Source organism: Streptomyces sp. BBFR2 (assembly GCF_044497305.1).
Lineage (GTDB): Bacteria > Actinomycetota > Actinomycetes > Streptomycetales > Streptomycetaceae > Streptomyces.
This window is the reverse complement of the sequence record NZ_CP172415.1, coordinates 5,961,798-5,981,261: the sequence shown is the minus strand read 5'-3', so window position 1 is coordinate 5,981,261 and position 19,464 is coordinate 5,961,798. Positions and strand designations below refer to the sequence as shown.

Here is a 19,464-nt window from a genome sequence, read left to right as displayed (position 1 = left end):
GTGATCAGTCCTTGGAGCGGCGGTTGCGGCGCCCGCCGCGGCGGGCGCCGGGGAGGGTACGGCCGACGACGACGGTGGGCTCGGGCCGCGGTGCGCCCTTCTTCCCGATCGCGCGGCGTACGCCGTAGCCGAAGGCGGCGACCTTGACCAGCGGTCCGCCGAAGGCGGAGGAGACGGTCGAGGAGAGCGCGGAGGCGTTGGCGGTGACCTCCTGGACATCGGAGGCGATGGCGTCGACACGGGCGAGCTGGGTGTGCGCCGAGCGGACCGTCGCGGACGCGTCGGCCAGCAGCGGAACGGCCTGGTCCGAGACCTCGGCCACCATCTTCGTCGTCGCCTTGAGCGTCTGCGCGAGCCTCACCAGCACGAGGGCGAGGAACGACACGAGGATCGCCCAGAAGACGGCGACCAGGATCCCCGCCACCTCTCCACCGGTCACGCTGGCACCACTCTCCGACACTCTCCGAACTGGCCATTCCGCCTGATCCGCCCCGGCACCGTGCGGTCCGAACGGCACCTCGACCCTATCGCGCCGTAACGGCCCGTCCGACCGGTTTACGGGGCGGCGGGCGGGGCCCGGAGGCAGGCGACCGGCCGATTGTACGGGCCGGACCGCGGGCTGCCCGCGAGTGGCCCGTACGCCGCGCGGCCGGGGAACGGCAGCGGCCCGCCGCCCCGCGCGAGCGGGGAACGACGGGCCGGGTGGTGCCGGTGGCTACGCCTGGATCAGCGGGCGTAGTACTCGACGACGAGCTGCTCGTCGCAGATCACCGGGATCTCCTTGCGGTTGGGGTCCCGGTCGAGGCGGAACGCCAGCGCCTGGAGGTTGACCTCCAGGTAGCGGGGGGTCTCGCCGTCGGGGGCGTAGCCGCCCTCGCGCGCCACCTGGAAGGGGTGCTTCTCGCGGCTGCGCTCGCGGACCATCACGACGTCGCCGGGGCGGACGCGGAAGGAGGGCTTGTCGACCTTGCGGTCGTTCACGGCGATGTGGCCGTGAACGACCATCTGGCGCGCCTGGTAGATCGTGCGGGCGATGCCCGAACGCAGGACGAGCGCGTCCAGACGGCGCTCAAGCTCGACGATGAGGGCTTCGCCCGTCTTGCCTTCGACCTTCCGAGCGCGGTCGTAGGCACGCGCCATCTGGCGCTCGCTGATGTCGTACTGCGCACGCAGGCGCTGCTTCTCCAGCAGCCGGACCTTGTAGTCACTGCTCTGCTTGCGGCCACGGCCGTGCTCGCCGGGCGGGTAGGGACGGGCCTCGAAGTACTTGACGGCCTTCGGCGTCAGGGCGATGCCGAGCGCGCGGGACTTCTTGACCTTGGGACGCGACTGGTTCACGTGGAACGGACCTCCATGTAAGTTAGGTGAGGCTTACCTTAGCGCGAGGAGAACGCATGTTTCGACCTGGGATCCCCCTGCCCGATGCCGCTCAGGGCACCGAGGCGGGTCAGCCGCGTCCCGTGGAAGACGCCCGGCCATCGGCGGCCGAGCGCGTACGCACCCTCGTCGAATCCAATGGTATGGGGTCGCTGAGCATTCCCGGAGTCGAGGACCCCGACCCGAGCGGGCTCTCGGCACCGGTCTGCCGGACCGTGACTCCCGAGGGAGACGTGCTGTTGCTGGCTCCTGGCGAGTGTGCGGCCGCCCGCGCCGCCGCGTACGCCCAGGACGACGACCTGGCAGCCGTGATGGAGATCACCGATGTCGCCCCCGTTTCGGTGCCCCACCGCGTGCGCGGCCGCGCCTGGGTGGCGGGCTGGCTCACCCCCGTACGCAACGACGACCGGGCCCGCTGCGCGGCGCTGCTCGCCGAGCGGCACCCCGTCGGTGAGCTGCTCGGCATCGGCGAGGCGCTCCAGCCGCAGGCGGCACCCGGGATTCCCGGGCGGGCCGCCTGGATGATGCTGCGCCTGGAGGTCGGCGAGTGCGTGGTGGACGACCTGTGGGGCGCGGAGAGCGCCGAGCCCGACGAGTTCGCCGCCGCCGTGCCCGATCCGCTCGTCGCCCACGAGGCCGAACTGCTCCAGCATCTGCACACCGCGCACGGCTCGCAGGTCCGCGGCTTGTGCGGATTGCTCGGGGCGCGGAGCGCCGGGATGTGCGGCGCCCGCGACGAGGCCACGCCGGTGGCCCTGGACCGCTTCGGGCTACGGGTGCGTTTCATCGGCGAGGGCCGGCCGCCGTTCGACGCCCGCTTCGACTTCCCCGAGCCCGTCCGCGACGTGGCCGAACTGCGCCGCGCGATGCACACGCTCTTCGAAGCCGCGGAGGAGTGACGGCGGAGACCGCGCCTCGGGCGAGATGGCGGGAGCTTGCGCCTCGGGTGCGGTAGCGGCGGGGCCTGCGTCTCGGGGGCCGTGGCGGGGGGCTCACGTCTCGGGTGCGAGGGCGGGTGTGGCGGGGTCTCCGACCCACGGGGGCGCCGAGGCTCCGACGGCTGATGGCTGCGGGCGGCTGCATCCCGGCGCACCCGGGCAGCACGGGCCCGGCTCGGTGGTACGCGCCGTACGGGCCGGTGGGCCTCGGGTAGCGGCAGGCGTCGGCTCACATGGGCGGCCCGAACCTCCTGGACGGCACGGGGCCGGGCCCGGCCGGACGAAGCCAGGCAAGGCCGGGCCCGGCCGGACAAGGCTGACGCGGCCGGACAAGACTGACGCGGCCCGGCGCGTACCGGGCAGCCCCCGCCGGCCTCAGCTCTCCGTCGCGCCGCCGTGCAGCCGTGCCCGGACCCGGTCGGCCACCTCGGCGTAGCGGGCCTCGGCGCCGTGCCGGGTCGGGGTGTAGTAGCGCTTGCCGTGCACCGCGTCCGGAGCGTACTGCTGGGCCGCGATGCCGCCGGGCAGGTCGTGCGGGTACTGGTACCCCTGGCCGTGGCCCAGCTTCTCGGCGCCCTTGTAGTGGCTGTCGCGCAGATGCGGCGGGACGGGACCGGCCTGACCTGCGCGGACGTCGGCCAGCGCCGCGTCTATCGCCATGTACGCGGCATTGGACTTGGGGGCCAGGGCGAGCGCGATGGTGGCCTGGCTCAGCGTGATCCGGGCCTCGGGGAAGCCGATCATGGCGACCGCCTGCGCCGCGGCCACCGCCGTCTGCAGCGCGGAGGGATCGGCCAGCCCGATGTCCTCACTCGCCGAGATCATCAGCCGCCGGGCGATGAACCGCGGGTCCTCCCCCGCCTCGATCATGCGCGCCAGATAGTGCAGCGCGGCATCGACGTCGGAGCCCCGGATGGACTTGATCAGCGCGCTGGCGACGTCGTAGTGCTGATCGCCGTCCCGGTCGTACTTGACCGCGGCGCGGTCGACGGACTCCTCCAGGGTCCGGAGGGTGATCTCCGCCTCGCCCTTGGCCAGCGCCGAGCCCGCACCCGCCTCCAGCGCCGTCAGCGCGCGCCGGGCGTCCCCGCCGGCGATCCGCAGCAGATGGGCCTCGGTGTCCTCGGGCAGCGTCACCGCACCGCCCAGACCGCGCTCCGCGGTGAGCGCCCGGCGCAGCAGCCCCCGCAGGTCGTCGTCGGTCAGCGGCTCCAGGGTGAGCAGCAGCGAGCGGGAGAGCAGCGGGGAGATCACCGAGAAGTACGGGTTCTCGGTGGTGGCGGCGATCAGGGTGACCCAGCGGTTCTCCACCGCGGGGAGCAGGGAGTCCTGCTGGGCCTTGCTGAAGCGGTGGATCTCGTCGAGGAAGAGGACGGTCTCCTTGCCGAAGCCGCCCGAGGCGCGGCGCGCGCCGTCGATGACCGCCCGCACCTCCTTGACGCCCGCGGTGATCGCCGACAGCTCCACGAACCGCTTGTTGGTCGCCTGGCTGACGACGTACGCGAGGGTGGTCTTGCCGATCCCGGGCGGCCCCCAGAGGAACACCGAGGACGGCCCCGCGGGCCCCCCGGAGCCCTCCCCCACCAGCCGCCGCAGCGGCGAGCCGGGCTTGAGCAGATGCTGCTGGCCCACGACCTCGTCGAGGGTGCGCGGACGCATCCGTACGGCGAGGGGGGACCCGGCCGGGTCCTTCTCCTGACGGTCTTCGGCGGCGGCGGTGAACAGGTCGGGCTCCACGCTCACGAGCCTATGCCACCCCACTGACAACGCCGCCCGGCCGCCGGTCCACGAAGGACCGGCGGCCGGGCGGAAGAGGGCGCGGGGGCCGTCAGAGCAGCGAGGACCAGTACGACCACCAGCGGGTCAGGATCAGCAGCGCGATCACGCCGTACCAGAGGACCGGGACGACCCAGTGGAATTCCAGCACCGCGCCGCGCAGGCCGGCGGGGAGCGGGATGATGCCGTGCTTGATGTTGTGGACGGTGGTGTACCAGAACATCAGGATCGTGACGCACCAGGTGAGCGTGCACCACAGGCACAGGGCGTTGATGGAGTACAGCGACTGCGTCATCAGCCACATGCAGAACACCGTGCCCAGCAGGGTGCCGATGTTCAGGCCGATCCAGTAGAAGCGGCGGTAGCGGGCCCCCGCCAGGAGGCCGACGCCGATCGCGACGACGACGGGGAAGGCGAGCATCCCGGCCATCGGGTTCGGGAATCCGAAGACCTCGGCCTGGGCGCTCTGCATCACGCTGCCGCAGGAGATGATCGGGTTGAAGCTGCACGCGGGCTTGAAGTTGGGATCCTTCAGCAGCTCGATCTTGTCGGTCGTGATGACCCACGAGGCCAGAATGCCCAGCGCACCGGTGATCACCAGCAGCCAGGCGAGTCCGCGGCCCGCGCCGATGGTGCCGCGGTCGCCTTCGCGGTCGTCGTCGGTGGACACGTCGTCAAGCGCTGTCGTCGTCATATCGCGAGTTCCGTCGATCCCTTGTGGGGTGGGGTGGAAGAGCGGGCCCGCGAGCAGCGGCCGCCTGAACATTCTGCCCCAACCGCGGCCCGTGCCACCGTTCGACGGACATAAAGACGAACGCCTCCGGGGCCGCGCCGGGCGGCCCGCGCGGGCCGTCGCCCCGCCGTGCCACGGCCGCGAACAGCGCCGTCGCCGTTTTCCGGTCCGGCTTTCCTCTACGGGCGCCGGGCCGGACCAGCCGGGAGGATGAACGGCCGGGCGCCGCCTTGACGCGGACGCCGGCTCCGGGGAGCGGAACGGCGGGCCCCGGAGCGGAACGGCGGGCCCCGGAGCGGAACGGCCGGCGGGGGCCGGGCCGGACCACCCGAAGGTGCCCGCCCCGGCCCCCGCCGGCCCCGTGCCGCTGCGGGGAATCAGCCCAGCGTGCGCCGGACCTCGGTGACCACCGCGTCCAGCGGGACGGCGGTCTGCTCGCCGCTCTCCAGGTTCTTCAACTGGACGACGCCCTCGGCCAGATCGCGCTCACCGGCGACCAGCGCCAGCCGGGCGCCGGAGCGGTTGGCCGACTTCATGGCGTTCTTCAGGCCCTTGCCGCCGAAGGCGAAGTCCGTTGCGATCCCGGCCTTGCGCAACTCGGTGACCCGCGCGAACAGCACCCGGCGGGCCTCCTCGCCCAGCGGGACCGCGTAGACGGCGGTGGCCGCCGGGATGTCGAGCGAGACGCCCTCCGCCTCCAGGGCCAGCACCGTGCGGTCGACGCCCAGCGCCCAGCCGACGGACGGCAGCGCCGGGCCGCCGATCATCTCGGACAGACCGTCGTACCGGCCGCCGCCGCCCACCGCGGACTGCGAGCCGAGGCCGTCGTGGACGAACTCGAAGGTGGTGCGGGTGTAGTAGTCGAGACCGCGCACCAGATTGGCGTCGTCCTCGAAGGTGACGCCCGCCGCGGTCAGCAGCTCCCGGACCTGCTCGTGGTACGCCTTGCACGCCTCGCAGAGGTAGTCGCGGAGCGCGGGGGCGCCGGTGAGCTGCTTGCGGACGGACTCCCGCTTGTCGTCGAGGACCCGCAGCGGGTTGATGTCGACGCGGCGGCGGGTGTCGTCGTCCAGGTCGAGGCCGCGCAGGAAGTCCTGGAGGGCGGCGCGGTAGACCGGACGGCACTCCTTGTCGCCCAGCGAGTTGAGCAGGATGCGGAAGTTCTTGAGGCCCAGGGAGCGGTACGCCTGGTCGGCGAGGATGATCAGCTCGGCGTCGAGCGCCGGGTCCTCCGCACCGATGGCCTCCGCGCCGACCTGCGAGAAGTGGCGGTAGCGGCCCTTCTGCGGACGCTCGTAGCGGTAGTACGAACCGGAGTACCAGAGCTTGACGGGGAGGTTGCCGCCCTTGTGGAGGTTGGCCTCCAGGGCCGCGCGCAGCACGGAGGCGGTGCCCTCGGGGCGCAGTGCGAGCCTGTCGCCGCCCTTGGTCTCGAAGGCGTACATCTCCTTGGTCACGATGTCGGTGGACTCACCGACACCGCGGGCGAACAGCTCGACGTTCTCGAAGCCGGGCGTCTCGATGTAGCCGTAGCCGGAGTTGCGCAGCGGCGCGGAGATCGCCTCGCGGACCGCGAGATAGGTCGCGGAATTGGGGGGAAGCAGGTCGTACGTGCCCTTGGGGGCCTGAAAGGTGCTCACGGAAGGTCTCGTCACATTCCTCGTCGCGGAGGGGCGGTGGTGCCCGCTCCGAGGCCGTCGGCCAGCTCCCGCAGGAAGGGGTTGCCGGCGCGCTCGCGGCCGATGGTGGTCTGGGGGCCGTGGCCGGACAGGACGACGGTCGAGTCCTCCAGCGGCAGGCACACGCGTGCCAGCGACCGCAGGATCTCGGCGTGGTCGCCGCCCGGCAGGTCGGTGCGTCCGATGGAGCCGGCGAACAGCAGGTCGCCCGAGAAGAGGACCGGCGGAATGTCGGCCTGCTCGGGCATCCGGAAGGTCACCGACCCCTTGGTATGGCCCGGCGCGTGCGCGACGGAGAACTCCATCCCGGCCAGTTCGAGGGTGGAGCCGTCCGTCAGCTCCTTGACGTCGTCCGGCTCCCCCACCGTCAGCTCGCCCATGAGCGGGGCGCCGATGGCGCGGCCGAGCCCCTTCTCCGGGTCGCTCATCATGAAGCGGTCCTCGGGGTGGATCCAGGCGGGCACGTCGTGCGCGCCGCACACCGGGACGACCGAGGCGACGTGGTCGAGGTGGCCGTGGGTGAGGACGACCGCGACGGGCTTGAGCCGGTGCTTGGCGACCGCCTCCTCGACGCCCTGCGCGGCGCGGTGGCCCGGGTCGATGATCACGCACTCCTCGCCGGCGGCGGGGGCGACCAGATAGCAATTGGTCCCCCAGGCCCCGGCGGGGAACCCGGCAATCAGCACGTTCGTCCTTAAAGGTCGTGGGGTCGGGCGCCTCGCGCAGGCGGCCGCTCCCGGAACAACTCGGCAGCTCCAGAGCCTACCGGCGCACCTGTGGCGGCGGCGAACCCGTATACGGTACGGCCACGGCCGGTGGCCCGGGGCGCCGCGACACCGAGGGGCGTCGCCCGGCCGTGGCCCGAGCGACCGAGCGTGGCACGCAGTGCAGGACAGGAGACGACCGGTGGTCAGCAGCGATCAGCGACGGCGGCAGCTCGCCAGGGAGAAGTACGCGCGCCAGCAGCAGCGCCGGGCCGAGGCCCGGCAGAAGGCGAAGCGCCGCAACGTCATCATCGCGGGCGTCCTGGCCGTGGTCGTGGCCGCGGGCGGTGCCGCGTACGCCACCGCCGGGCTGGCCGGCGGCGACCGCGACGACGCCGCGGCGGCCGGACCGACGCGGCCGGCCGACCCGTGCGCCCGCCCCGAGAAGGGCGCGCCGTCGAAGAAGACGTGGAAGAAGGAGCCGGAGATGTCCGTGGACACCTCCGCGACGTACACCGCGAAGCTGCGGACCACCTGCGGGGAGATCGATCTCCGGCTCGACGCCGCGAAGGCGCCGCACACGGTGAACTCCTTCGCCTTCCTCGCGAAGCAGGGCTACTTCGACCACAGCCGCTGCCACCGGCTCGTGGACTCCGGGATCTACGTCCTGCAGTGCGGCGACCCGACGGCCACCGGCAGCGGCACCCCGGGCTACACGCTCCCGGACGAGAACCTGAAGGACCCCCGGCTGAAGGGCGACGTCTACCCGGCGGGCACGGTCGCGATGGCCAACCGCTACGACGGCAAGAACGAGAAGACCCGTAACACCGGCGGCAGCCAGTTCTTCCTCGTCTACCAGGACAGCGAACTGCCGCCGAACTACACGCCGTTCGGGCGGATCACCGGTGGCACCGACGTCCTGAAGAAGATCGCCGCCGCCGGGTCCTCGCCCGATCAGGAGACCGGCAACACCGTGCCGAACGCCACCGTCGTCATCAACCGCGCGACGGTCACCGCCTCCTGAGCGGGGATCCGGGGCGTCCGCCGAGGTCGGCGGAGGTCCGGGCCGGTGGAATTGGGTCGCGCTGGATGCGGACAGCCGACCGCCGGGTCGCCTAGATTGGCGTATGTGGAGGGTGCCTGCTCCGACGGCCGGCCCCTCTCCCGCAAGACAGCCCGTCGGACCGGCCGGGGCACAGCCTCGGCGGACAGAAACTGTGGACGACGCCGGGGGGCCGCACGCCCCGTCGGTGTCATGTGGAGGAGGCGCTGTGAGCAGCGACCCATGGGGCCGCGTCGATGAGACGGGGACCGTGTACGTGCGTACCGCCGATGGCGAGCAGGTCGTCGGATCGTGGCAGGCGGGAACCCCCGAGGAGGCTCTCGCCTACTTCGAGCGCAAGTACGAGGGCCTGGTCGTCGAGATCGGCCTCCTGGAGCGCCGGGTCAAGACCACCGACCTGTCGTCGAAGGACGCGACGGCCGCGATCGACCATCTGCGCAAGCAGGTCGACGAGCACCACGCGGTGGGTGATCTGGACGCGCTGAGGAAGCGGCTCGACGCGCTGGTCGCCACCGTCGACTCGCGGCGCGAGGAGCGCAAGGCGCAGAAGGCGAAGCAGAGCGACGAGGCCCGCCAGGCCAAGGAGAAGCTGGTCGCCGAGGCCGAGGAGCTGGCCGCCAGCGAGCAGTGGCGGGCGGCGGGTGAGCGGCTGCGCGCCCTGGTCGACACCTGGAAGGGCCTGCCGCGGCTGGACCGCAAGACGGACGACGAGCTGTGGCACCGCTTCTCGCACGCCCGCTCGGCGTTCTCCAAGCGGCGCAAGGCGCACTTCGCGTCGCTGGACGCGCAGCGCGAGGAGTCCCGCAAGGTCAAGGAGAAGCTGGTCGCCGAGGCGCAGGCGCTGTCGGCCTCGACGGACTGGGGAGCGACCGCCGCCCGGTACCGCGAGCTGATGGCGGACTGGAAGGCCGCGGGCCGCGCCCAGCGCGAGTACGAGGACGACCTGTGGAACCGCTTCCGCGGCGCGCAGGACGTCTTCTTCCAGGCGCGCGGTGAGGTCTTCGCCGAGCGGGACGCCGAGCAGCGGGAGAACCTGACCCGCAAGGAGGAGCTGGCCGCCGAGGCGGAGAAGCTGCTGCCGGTCACCGACCTCAAGGCGGCGCGGGCCGCGTTCCGTTCGGTCAACGAGCGGTGGGAGGCCATCGGGCACGTCCCGCGCGACGCCCGCCCGAAGATCGAGGGCCGGATGCACGCCGTCGAGCGCGCCATCCAGGAGGCCGAGGAGGCCGAGTGGCGGCGGACGAACCCGGAGGCGCGGGCCCGCGCCGCGGGTCTGACCGGTCAGCTCCAGGACGCCGTCGACAAGCTGGAGAAGCAGATCGAGACGGCGCGCGCGGCCGGTAACACCGCCAAGGCCGACAAGCTCGGCCGGGAGCTGGCGGGCCGCAAGGCGCTGCTCGACCAGGCGCTGAAGGGCCTGGAGGAGTTCGGCGGCTGAGCCACCGGAGCGCAGGAGAACCCCCGCTCGGGCCTTCGGGTCCGGGCGGGGGTTCTCTCACATCGGGGCCGGTGCGGCCCTCAGGGCCGTCGCGCCGACGTCACCCGGTACACGTCGTAGACGCCCTCCACGCCGCGGACCGCCTTCAGGACGTGGCCCAGGTGCTTGGGGTCGCCCATCTCGAAGGTGAAGCGGGAGGTGGCCACGCGGTCGCGGGAGGTCTGGACGGCCGCGGAGAGGATGTTGACGTGCTGGTCGGACAGGACGCGGGTGACGTCCGACAGCAGCCGGGAGCGGTCCAGCGCCTCGACCTGGATGGCGACGAGGAAGACGGAGGACTGGGTGGGCGCCCACTCGACCTCCAGGATCCGCTCGGGCTGCCGGGAGAGGGAGTCGACGTTGACGCAGTCGGCGCGGTGAACCGATACGCCACTGCCGCGGGTGACGAACCCGATGATCGGGTCCCCCGGCACCGGGGTGCAGCAGCGCGCCAGCTTCACCCAGACGTCGTCGACGCCCTTGACCACCACGCCCGGGTCGGCGCTGGAGCGCCGCTTGGAGCGGCGGATCGGGGTGGACTCGGCGATGTCCTCGGTCGCCTCGTCCTGGCCGCCGAGCGCCTGCACCAGCTTCTGGACGACGCTCTGCGCGGTGACATGACCCTCGCCGATCGCCGCGTACAGCGACGAGATGTCCGGGTAGCGCATCTCGTGCGCCAGGGTGACCAGTGAGTCGCCGGTCAGGATGCGCTGGATCGGGAGGTTCTGCTTGCGCATGGCGCGGGCGATGGCGTCCTTGCCCTGCTCGATCGCCTCGTCCCGGCGCTCCTTGGAGAACCACGCGCGGATCTTGTTGCGGGCGCGCGGGGACTTGACGAAGCCCAGCCAGTCCCGCGAGGGCCCGGCGCCGGGCGCCTTGGAGGTGAAGACCTCCACCAGATCGCCGTTGTCCAGCGTCGATTCGAGCGGGACGAGGCGCCCGTTGACGCGGGCTCCTATCGTGCGGTGGCCGACCTCGGTGTGGACGGCGTACGCGAAGTCGACGGGGGTGGCGCCGGCGGGCAGCGCTATCACGTCGCCCTTGGGGGTGAAGACGAAGACCTCGTTGCGGGAGAGGTCGAAGCGGAGCGATTCCAGGAACTCGCCCGGGTCCTCGGTCTCCTTCTGCCAGTCGAGCAACTGCCGCAGCCAGGCCATGTCGTTGACGGTGTCGCCCTTGCCGCCCGCGCCCTTGGGGACGTCGGTGCGGACCTTGGAGGCGCCGGCGACGGCCTCCTGCTTGTACTTCCAGTGCGCGGCGATGCCGTACTCGGCGCGGCGGTGCATGTCGAAGGTGCGGATCTGCAGCTCGACGGGCTTGCCCGCCGGGCCGATGACCGTCGTGTGCAGCGACTGGTACATGTTGAACTTCGGCATCGCGATGTAGTCCTTGAACCGGCCGGGGACCGGATTCCATCGCGCGTGGACGGTGCCGAGCGCCGCGTAACAGTCGCGGACGGTGTCCACGAGGACGCGGATGCCGACCAGGTCGTAGATCTCCGCGAAGTCCCGGCCGCGGACGATCATCTTCTGGTAGACGCTGTAGTAGTGCTTGGGGCGGCCGGTGACGGTGGCCTTGATGCGGGCGGCGCGCAGATCGGCCTGGACCTCGTCGGTCACTATGGCCAGGTACTCGTCGCGCTTGGGGGCCCGCTCGGCGACGAGACGGACGATCTCGTCGTACATCTTGGGGTAGAGGATCGCGAAGGCGAGGTCCTCCAGCTCCCACTTGATGGTGTTCATGCCCAGCCGGTGCGCCAGCGGGGCGTAGATCTCCAGCGTCTCGCGGGCCTTCTTCTCCTGCTTCTCCCGCTTGAGGTAGCGCATGGTGCGCATGTTGTGCAGGCGGTCGGCGAGCTTGATGACGAGGACGCGCGGGTCCTTGGCCATCGCGACGACCATCTTGCGGACCGTCTCGGCCTGCGCCGCCTCGCCGAACTTCACACGGTCGAGCTTGGTGACGCCGTCGACGAGCAGCGCGACCTGGTCGCCGAAGTCGCGGCGCAGGGTGTCGAGGCCGTACTCGGTGTCCTCGACGGTGTCGTGCAGCAGCCCGGCCATCAGCGTGGCCGGGTCCATGCCCAGCTCGGCGAGGATCGTCGTCACCGCGAGCGGGTGCGTGATGTACGGGTCGCCGCTCTTGCGCTTCTGGCCGCGGTGCCAGCGCTCGGCGACCTGGTAGGCCCGCTCGATCTGCCGGAGCGTGGCCGCCTCGATCTTGGGATCGTTGCTCCGCACCACCCGCAGCAGCGGCTCCAGGACCGGGTTGTACGGGCTGGAGCGCTGCACGCCGAGGCGGGCGAGGCGGGCGCGGACCCGGCTGGAGGAGCCGGAGCGCCCGGCGGACGCGGACGGTGCGGGCTTGGCGACCGGGGCCGGCCGGTCGGCCTTGGCGGGCGGGCCCGGCTTCGGCCCGGGGGCCGGGGGCCGGGGCGTGGCCGGTTCGGGGTCTTGCGGACGGGCGGTGGACCCGTCGGACGGCTTCGGCCCGGCGGTGTCCGGCGCTCCGGCGTCACCGGCGGACGGGCCGGGCCGGGGCGCGGTTCGGTCGCGGGTGGCCTCCCGGGGGTCGGGCTGCGCGCCCGCGGGGCCCGCGGCCCGCGGCTTCGGCTCGGCCCCCGGCGCGTCGGGGGATCCCGCCGGACGCGGCCGGGGGGAGAGCGGCTGGGCCTCGTCTGGCAAGAGCACTCCTCAAGTGGTTCCGGACCACAAGGCCACGATCGCGCCACGACCGGGCCGGGGTGCCATCGTATCGGCCTGGCCGCCGGTCCACTCCTGCGGCCGTGACGGCGGACACAACGACGGCGCCGGGGCGCCCGGGGAGGTGCTCCCCGGGTGCCCCGGCGCCGTACTGCGGGCGGCCGGAATCAGACCGTGACCAGGGCCTCCAGCGGAGCGCCCTTCAGCGTGGGCGCCAGCCGCTCGCGGCCCGCCAGGAAACCCAGCTCCAGCAGGACCGCCAGGCCCGCGACCTCGGCGCCCGCACGCCGCACCAACTGGAGCGAGGCGTCGGCGGTGCCGCCGGTGGCCAGGACGTCGTCGATGACCAGGACCCGGTCGCCCGGCTCCAGCGCGTCGGCGTGGATCTCGATCTCGGCCGTGCCGTACTCCAGGTCGTACGTCTGGCCGAGGGTGGCGCCGGGCAGCTTGCCCGCCTTGCGGACCGGGACGAAACCGACGCCGGCGCGGACGGCGGCGGGGGCGGCCAGTATGAAGCCGCGCGCCTCCAGTCCGGCGATCTTGTCCGCGCGGTGGCGGACGCACAGTTCGGCGAGGGCGTCGGTCAGCGCCCCGAACGCGGTCGCGTCCGCCAGCAGCGGGGTGATGTCCTTGAACATCACGCCCGGCTGCGGGTAGTCGGGCACGTCCGTGATCCGGCTCAGCAGCAGCTCGCGCAGGGCGGCGGGGGCGGTCATCGGCGCTTGCCCGACGGGCGGCCGCGTCCGCGGTTACGGGCGGCGGGCTGCGTACGGGGGCCGACCAGGCCGGCGGCCGCCTCGTCTCCCTCCGGCTCGGGCCCGTCCGGGTCCGCACCGTCCTGGGACCGCGGGTGCTCGGCCTCCTTGGCGGCGGCCGAGGCGCGCTTGGCCTTGACCCGCTTGGCCAGCGCCTTCATCTGCGGCTCGGTGTTCTTCAGGTCGGCGACCAGCGGGGTCGCGATGAAGATCGAGGAGTACGCACCGGCGGCGAGACCGACGAAGAGGGCGAGCGAGATGTCGTTGAGCATGCCCGCGCCCAGCACACCGCCGCCGACGAACAGCAGACCGGCGACCGGCAGCAGCGCGACGACGGTGGTGTTGATGGAACGGACCAGCGTGCCGTTGATGGAGCGGTTGGCGACCTCGCTGTAGGTGAAGCGGGTCTGCTTGGTGATGTCCTTGGACGCTTCCTTGAGGCTGTCGAAGACGACGACCGTGTCGTAGAGGGAGTATCCGAGGATGGTGAGCAGACCGATCACCGTGCCCGGGGTGACCTCGAAGCCGACCAGGGCGTAGACCCCGACCGTGATCGTCAGGTCGTGGATCAGCGCGATCAGGGCGGCCAGCGCCATCCGCCACTCGAAGGCGATGGCGAGGTAGATGACCACCAGGACCATGAAGATGCCCAGGCCCAGCCACGCCTTGTTGGCGATCTCCTCGCCCCAGCTCGGGCCGACGAGCTGGGTGTTGATGTCCTTGACCGGGACCTTCAGGTCCTCGGCCAGCTTCTCCTGGACGGGGACCGCCTGCTTGGTGTCCAGACCGCTGATCTGGATACGCAGGGAGCCGCCGCCGAGCTTCTGCACCACGGCCTGCTGACCGCCGGAGGCGGACTCGGCCAGGTGCTGGGCCTCGGAGGAGGAGACGGAGGTCTTCGGCGTGGTGAGGACCGCACCGCCGGAGAACTCGATGCCCATGTTCAGACCGCGCACCACCAGGCCGGCGAGGGCGACGACGGTGATGAGGATCGAGATGCCGTACCAGATCTTCCGCTTGCCGATGAAGTCGTAGCCGACCTCACCGCGGTAGAGCCGGGCGCCGAGGTTGCCGAGCTTGGACATCTCACGCCTCCTTCGTCTGGGTGGGGGCGGCGGGACGACGGCGGCGCAGCGGGGGCCTGGCACCCAGGCGCTGCGGGTCGAGGCCGGACCAGGGGTGGCCGTCGGCGAAGAACTTGCGGCGGGCCAGCAGCGTCATCAGCGGCTTGGTGAAGAAGAACACCACGACGACGTCGAGGAGCGTGGTCAGACCGAGGGTGAACGCGAAGCCCTGGACCTTGCCGACGGTGACGATGAAGAGCACCGCGGCGGCCAGGAACGACACGAAGTCGGAGACCAGGATCGTCCGGCGGGCACGCGGCCAGCCGCGCTCGACGGCCGGTCGCAGGGAGCGGCCCTCGCGGATCTCGTCCCGGATGCGCTCGAAGTAGACGATGAACGAGTCGGCGGTGATACCGATGGCGACGATGGCGCCGCAGACCGCCGGGAGGTTCAGCGCGAAGCCGATGGTCGGGCCGAGCAGCGTCATGATCGTGTACGTCAGGACCGCCGAGACCCCGAGGCTGGCCAGCGCGACCAGCGCCAGGCCCCGGTAGTAGGCGACGAGGTAGACGACGACGAGGGCGAGGCCGATCGCACCGGCGATCAGACCGGCGTGCAGTTGCTCACCGCCGAGCGCCGCGGTGACCGTCGTCTCGTCGGCGATCTTGAAGGAGAGCGGCAGGGCGCCGTACGACAGCATGTTGCCGAGGTCCTCGGCGGTCTGCTGGGTGAAGCCGCCGGAGATGGTGGCGCTACCGCCGTTGAGCCGCTGGCTGACGCGCGGGTCGGAGACGACCGCGCCGTCCAGGACGATCGCGAACTGGTTCTGCGGCTGCATCTTGGTGGCGAGCTGGCCGGTGATGTCCGCGAACTTCTTGCCGCCGTCGGAGGTGAAGTCCATCTGGACGATCCAGCCCTGGCCGGTCTGGCCGTCGAAGACCGCCTTGGCGTCCTTGACGTCGGTGCCCTCGACGCCGACGGGGCCGAGCGCGTACTTCTGCGTACCGTCGTCCTTGCAGGCCACGACGGGGTCGCTGGGCTTGGTGCCGGCCGCCCGCTCACCGGCGAGGGCGCGGTTCTGCTTGGTGGAGCAGTCCAGGGCGGCGAGCTGCTTCTGGAGCGCCGCGGGGATGCCGGTCTCACCCGGGACGGGCGGCGTCGCGGGCGCCTGGGGCTTCCGCGAGGGGGAGCCGCCCGGCGTGGGGTCCTTCTTCAGGGCGTCCGTGACGGCGCGGCCCTGGGTGGTGGCGCTCGCGGTGGGCGTCGGTGCGCCGCTCTTGCCGTCGGTGGCCTTGCCGTCCTTGGCGTCGCTGCCGGACTTGCCGTCCTTGCCGCCCGGCTCGGTCCCCGCCGAGGGGGTGCCGGAGGGCTGCTCGGGGGTCTTGCCGCCGGCGGTGGTGGTGAGCACCGGGCGGAAGCCGAGCTGGGCGGTGGTGCCGACCTGCTGGCGGGACTGCTTCGCGTCCGTCCCCTTGGGGATGTTCACGATGATGTGGTTGGTGCCCTGGGTCTGGACCTCGGACTCGGTCACACCCAGCCCGTTGACGCGCCGCTCCATGATGTCCGCGGCGGTCTTCATGTTGGTCTCGTTGATCGCGTTGGGCTTGCCCGGCTGGTTCTGGGCCTGGAGCGTGAAGCTGGTGCCGCCCGCCAGGTCGATTCCCAGCCGGGGCGTCAGCGTGCCGGAGGCGAACATGCCTCCGACCAGCGCCACCATGGCGATCAGGATGAGGACCAGGGTGCGCCCCGGCTTGCCCTGGCCGGCCGGCGCCCTGCGGCCCTTCTTCGGTGCTGCCACCTTCTCGTTTCTCCCTGTCCAACCGCTCGGCGGGGAGTCTCTGCCGAGCGGCCACGAAGTGTTGTGGGGACGTGCCCCCGCCGGAGCCTAGACGGTCACGGAACCGCGGCGCCCGCAGCGGACGCGTCGCGGTTCCGTGGGGCGGGCTACTTCGCGTCGGCGTCGCCGGACTTCTTCTCCGCGGCGGACGCGTCCTTCTCGGACGTGGCGGCCGGGGCCTCGTCGGCGGACTTCTCGTCGGACTTCTCGTCGGACTTCTCGTCGGCCGCGGGCTCGGCGTCGGCCGCGGCGCCGTCCTTGCCGAGGTCGGCGCCCTTCTTGCCGAGGTCGATCTTGTCGGACTTCTCACCCGAAACGGTGGCGTCGTCGCCGGTCAGCGAGGAGATGTCGTCGGGCACGACCGGGTCGGCACCGTCGATGATGCGGTTGTACTCCTCGTCGGCGAGGACCGCGCCGATGGAGTTCTTGGCGTAGACGGCGTGCACGCCGGGAGCGACCTCCAGGAGAACCGTCTCGTCGTGAATCTCCTTGACGGTCGCGTACATGCCCCCGATCGTCCGGACGCCGGTGCCCGGCTGCATCTCGTTACGCATCTGCGCGGCCGCCTGCTGCTTCTTCTTGGCCGAGCGGGTCATCAGGAACATGGCCCCGATGAGGATGATGAAGGGGAAGAAAGTCATGAAACTCACGGGACGGAAATCCTTCGCACGACCGCTGAGCCGCGGTCTCATATAGCGGGGGTGGAAAGCCGGCCCCTACGGGACGGCATCGGCGGAGTCTAAGTCAGTCCGCACCAGTGGAACAACGCACAACATCGCACCGCAGTTCCTGGCCCGGCCACGCCCCGCGCCGTCACGCGCCGAACAAACCCTGCTGTCCCGCCGCCCCCGATTGCTGCTGGGGCGGGACCAGACCGAGGTGGGCCCAGGCCGCGGGTGTCGCGATCCGGCCCCGGGGGGTGCGGGCCAGCAGACCCTCGCGTACCAGGAACGGCTCGGCGACCTCCTCGACGGTCTCGCGCTCCTCCCCCACCGCGACCGCGAGGGTGGACAGGCCGACGGGGCCGCCGCCGAACAGCTTCAGCAGGGCGGTGAGGACTGCGCGGTCGAGGCGGTCCAGACCGCGGGCGTCGACCTCGTAGACGTCGAGGGCGCGCGCGGCGGTGGCGCGGGTGATCACGCCGTCCGCCTTGACCTGGGCGTAGTCGCGGACGCGGCGCAGCAGGCGGTTGGCGATACGGGGGGTGCCGCGGGAGCGGCCGGCGATCTCGGCGGCGCCCTCGGTGTCGATCTCGACGTCGAGGAGCCCGGCGGAGCGGTGCAGGACGCGCTCCAGCTCCGGCGGGGCGTAGAACTCCATGTGGCCGGTGAAGCCGAAGCGGTCGCGGAGCGGGGGCGGCAGCAGACCGGCCCGTGTGGTGGCGCCGACCAGGGTGAACGGCGGGAGGTCGAGGGGGATGGCGGTGGCGCCGGGGCCCTTGCCGACGACGACGTCGACGCGGAAGTCCTCCATCGCCATGTAGAGCATCTCCTCGGCGGGGCGGGACATCCGGTGGATCTCGTCCAGGAAGAGGACCTCGCCCTCCTGGAGGGAGGAGAGGATCGCCGCGAGGTCGCCGGCGTGCTGGATGGCGGGGCCCGAGGTGATGCGGATCGGGGCGCCCATCTCGGCGGCGATGATCATCGAGAGGGTGGTCTTGCCGAGGCCGGGGGCGCCGGAGAGCAGGACGTGGTCGGCGGTGGCGCCGCGGGCGCGGGCGGCGCGCAGGACCAGGTCGAGCTGTTCGCGCACCCGCTCCTGGCCGACGAACTCCCCGAGGTCCTTGGGGCGCAGCGCGGCCTCGACCGCGGTGTCCTCGCCGTCGGCGGCGGCGCCGACCAGCCGGTCGGCGGCCGGGTCGGTCGCGGCGGACGGTGCGGTGTCGTCCCAGTTCACTGCGGAATGCCTCGCGGGGTCGGGGCGGCGGGGCCGCCAGGGTGGTGCGTACGGATCAAGGCGCCGGGCGGGCGGGGCCCGCGGCGGCTCAGCGGGTGCGGTTGAGGGTCTGCAGCGCCGCCTTGAGGAGCTGCGGGATCTGCGGGGTGCCGCCCTCGGCGACGGCGGCGTCGGCCTGCGGGGTGACGGCGGCGACCGCCTCGTCGGCCTCGCGGGTGGCGTAGCCGAGGCCGATCAGCGCGGCGTGGAGCTGATCGCTCCAGCCGGCGGTGACGGGGGCGGGGGCGCCGCCGGTGCCGAGCGGCGCGCCGAGGCGGTCCTTCAGCTCCAGCAGCAGTTTCTGGGCGCCCTTCTTGCCGATGCCGGGGACGGCGGTGAGGGCCTTCTCGTCGCCGGTGGCCACCGCGCGGCGCAGGGCGTCGGGGGAATGCACGGCGAGCATGGCCTGGGCCAGGCGCGGGCCGACGCCGCTGGCGGTCTGGAGCAGCTCGAAGGTGGCCCGCTCGTCGTCGTCGGCGAAGCCGTAGAGGGTCAGGGAGTCCTCGCGGACGACGAGGGAGGTGGCGAGCCGGGCGGGCTTGCCGATGCGCAGGCCGGAGAGGGTGTCGGGGGTGCACTGGACGGCCATGCCGACACCGCCGACCTCGACGACGGCGGTGTCCGGTCCGAGGGCCGCGACCGGCCCGGAGACGAAGGCGATCATCGGATGCCCTTCTGGGGAGCGGCCCGGCGGACGCCGGGGGTACGGGCGGGGGGTGCGGCGCGGCGGGCCGCGGCGTGTGCCTGCTGGAGGCGGCCCGCGGCGGGGGCGCGCCAGATATGGCATATGGCGAGCGCGAGGGCGTCGGCGGCGTCGGCCGGTTTCGGCGGGGCGTCGAGCCGCAGCAGCCGCGTCACCATGGCGCCGACCTGCTCCTTCCCGGCCCGCCCCGAGCCGGTGACCGCGGCCTTGACCTCGCTGGGGGTGTGCAGGGCGACCGGCAGGCCGCGGCGGGCGGCGCAGAGCATGGCGACCGCGCTGGCCTGGGCGGTGCCCATGACCGTACGGACGTTGTGCTGGCTGAACACCCGCTCCACGGCGACGTACTGGGGGCGGTGCTCGTCGAGCCACTGCTCGATGCCGCGCTCGACGAGGACGAGGCGGTCGGCGATGTCGGCGTCGGCCGGGGTGCGGATCACGCCGACGCCGGCCATGGTCAGCGGGCGGCCGACGGCGCCGTCCACGACGCCGACGCCGCAGCGGGTGAGCCCGGGGTCCACGCCCAGTACGCGCACGATGGCCTCTCCTCGGTCGTCCGGCGGGCCGGACGCGGGGAGCGCCGGCCTGTTCGTGCAGGCTATCGGCTGCCACTGACAACGCGTCGGGTCAGGGCCGGGCGCCGCCGCGCGCGGGCAGGGCGGCGCCGGTCAGCCGAAGCGGCCCGCCGGTTCGCACCGGCGGGCCGCTGTCGGTCGTACGGGGAGGA

17 protein-coding genes are annotated in these 19,464 nt (G+C 72.5%); 3 read left to right on the top strand and 14 right to left on the bottom strand.

The features are described from left to right. Positions 1-4: 4 nt before the first annotated feature. Positions 5-439: a DUF948 domain-containing protein gene (locus ACGH2B_RS24435; protein ID WP_399093811.1), complete on the bottom strand. Its 435-nt coding sequence runs from the start codon at positions 437-439 to the stop codon at positions 5-7. Positions 440-726: 287 nt separating this feature from the next. Beyond that, entirely contained in the window at positions 727-1,338 is a 612-nt protein-coding gene (rpsD, locus tag ACGH2B_RS24430; protein WP_136744570.1) for a 30S ribosomal protein S4, read from the bottom strand. Between the two features lie 182 nt (positions 1,339-1,520). On the opposite strand from rpsD, the gene ACGH2B_RS24425 reads away from it, so the two are divergent. Further along, positions 1,521-2,276, top strand: a complete 756-nt coding sequence (locus ACGH2B_RS24425) for a DUF2470 domain-containing protein (protein WP_399097284.1) — start codon at positions 1,521-1,523, stop codon at positions 2,274-2,276. A 414-nt stretch (positions 2,277-2,690) separates the two neighbouring features. Here the strand turns inward: ACGH2B_RS24425 and ACGH2B_RS24420 are convergent, their stop codons facing one another. The 4 genes from ACGH2B_RS24420 to ACGH2B_RS24405 form a co-directional block, all read right to left on the bottom strand. Further along, on the bottom strand, positions 2,691-4,052 hold the full coding sequence (locus ACGH2B_RS24420; protein ID WP_399093808.1) for a replication-associated recombination protein A: 1,362 nt from the start codon (positions 4,050-4,052) through the stop codon (positions 2,691-2,693). 91 nt (positions 4,053-4,143) lie between these two features. After that, positions 4,144-4,785, bottom strand: coding sequence for a vitamin K epoxide reductase family protein (locus ACGH2B_RS24415; protein ID WP_399093805.1), 642 nt, complete (start codon positions 4,783-4,785; stop codon positions 4,144-4,146). A 416-nt stretch (positions 4,786-5,201) separates the two neighbouring features. Then, entirely contained in the window at positions 5,202-6,464 is a 1,263-nt protein-coding gene (gene hisS, locus ACGH2B_RS24410; RefSeq protein ID WP_399093802.1) for a histidine--tRNA ligase, read from the bottom strand. Between the two features lie 11 nt (positions 6,465-6,475). Further along, positions 6,476-7,189, bottom strand: coding sequence for an MBL fold metallo-hydrolase (locus tag ACGH2B_RS24405; RefSeq protein WP_399093799.1), 714 nt, complete (start codon positions 7,187-7,189; stop codon positions 6,476-6,478). Positions 7,190-7,409: 220 nt separating this feature from the next. Here ACGH2B_RS24405 and ACGH2B_RS24400 point away from each other — a divergent pair, with 220 nt between their 5' ends. Both ACGH2B_RS24400 and ACGH2B_RS24395 read left to right on the top strand, forming a co-directional pair. Then, positions 7,410-8,231 carry a peptidylprolyl isomerase gene (locus ACGH2B_RS24400; protein ID WP_399093796.1) on the top strand — a complete coding sequence of 274 codons (822 nt, stop codon included), beginning with the start codon at positions 7,410-7,412 and terminating at the stop codon, positions 8,229-8,231. Between the two features lie 247 nt (positions 8,232-8,478). Then, positions 8,479-9,708, top strand: a complete 1,230-nt coding sequence (locus ACGH2B_RS24395; protein WP_399093793.1) for a DUF349 domain-containing protein — start codon at positions 8,479-8,481, stop codon at positions 9,706-9,708. A gap of 80 nt (positions 9,709-9,788) precedes the next feature. Here ACGH2B_RS24395 and ACGH2B_RS24390 read toward each other — a convergent pair whose 3' ends face one another. From ACGH2B_RS24390 to ruvC, 8 genes are all read right to left on the bottom strand, one after another. Then, on the bottom strand, positions 9,789-12,428 hold the full coding sequence (locus tag ACGH2B_RS24390; RefSeq protein ID WP_399093790.1) for a RelA/SpoT family protein: 2,640 nt from the start codon (positions 12,426-12,428) through the stop codon (positions 9,789-9,791). A gap of 185 nt (positions 12,429-12,613) precedes the next feature. After that, entirely contained in the window at positions 12,614-13,162 is a 549-nt protein-coding gene (locus ACGH2B_RS24385) for an adenine phosphoribosyltransferase (RefSeq protein ID WP_399093787.1), read from the bottom strand. Beyond that, a complete protein-coding gene (gene secF, locus ACGH2B_RS24380) occupies positions 13,159-14,286 on the bottom strand; it encodes a protein translocase subunit SecF (protein WP_399093784.1) in 1,128 nt (375 codons plus the stop codon). Before secF ends, ACGH2B_RS24385 begins: the two co-directional genes overlap by 4 nt. A gap of 1 nt (position 14,287) precedes the next feature. Further along, the gene (gene secD, locus ACGH2B_RS24375; RefSeq protein ID WP_399093781.1) at positions 14,288-16,063 is read right to left on the bottom strand and encodes a protein translocase subunit SecD; all 1,776 of its coding nucleotides are present in this window, start codon (positions 16,061-16,063) and stop codon (positions 14,288-14,290) included. Positions 16,064-16,209: 146 nt separating this feature from the next. Continuing rightward, a complete protein-coding gene (gene yajC / locus ACGH2B_RS24370; protein WP_399093778.1) occupies positions 16,210-16,752 on the bottom strand; it encodes a preprotein translocase subunit YajC in 543 nt (180 codons plus the stop codon). 163 nt (positions 16,753-16,915) lie between these two features. Next, a complete protein-coding gene (gene ruvB, locus ACGH2B_RS24365; RefSeq protein ID WP_399093775.1) occupies positions 16,916-17,998 on the bottom strand; it encodes a Holliday junction branch migration DNA helicase RuvB in 1,083 nt (360 codons plus the stop codon). 88 nt (positions 17,999-18,086) lie between these two features. Further along, the gene (gene ruvA, locus ACGH2B_RS24360; protein WP_399093772.1) at positions 18,087-18,701 is read right to left on the bottom strand and encodes a Holliday junction branch migration protein RuvA; all 615 of its coding nucleotides are present in this window, start codon (positions 18,699-18,701) and stop codon (positions 18,087-18,089) included. Beyond that, positions 18,698-19,273: a crossover junction endodeoxyribonuclease RuvC gene (gene ruvC / locus ACGH2B_RS24355; protein WP_399093769.1), complete on the bottom strand. Its 576-nt coding sequence runs from the start codon at positions 19,271-19,273 to the stop codon at positions 18,698-18,700. Before ruvC ends, ruvA begins: the two co-directional genes overlap by 4 nt. Positions 19,274-19,464: the final 191 nt, after the last annotated feature.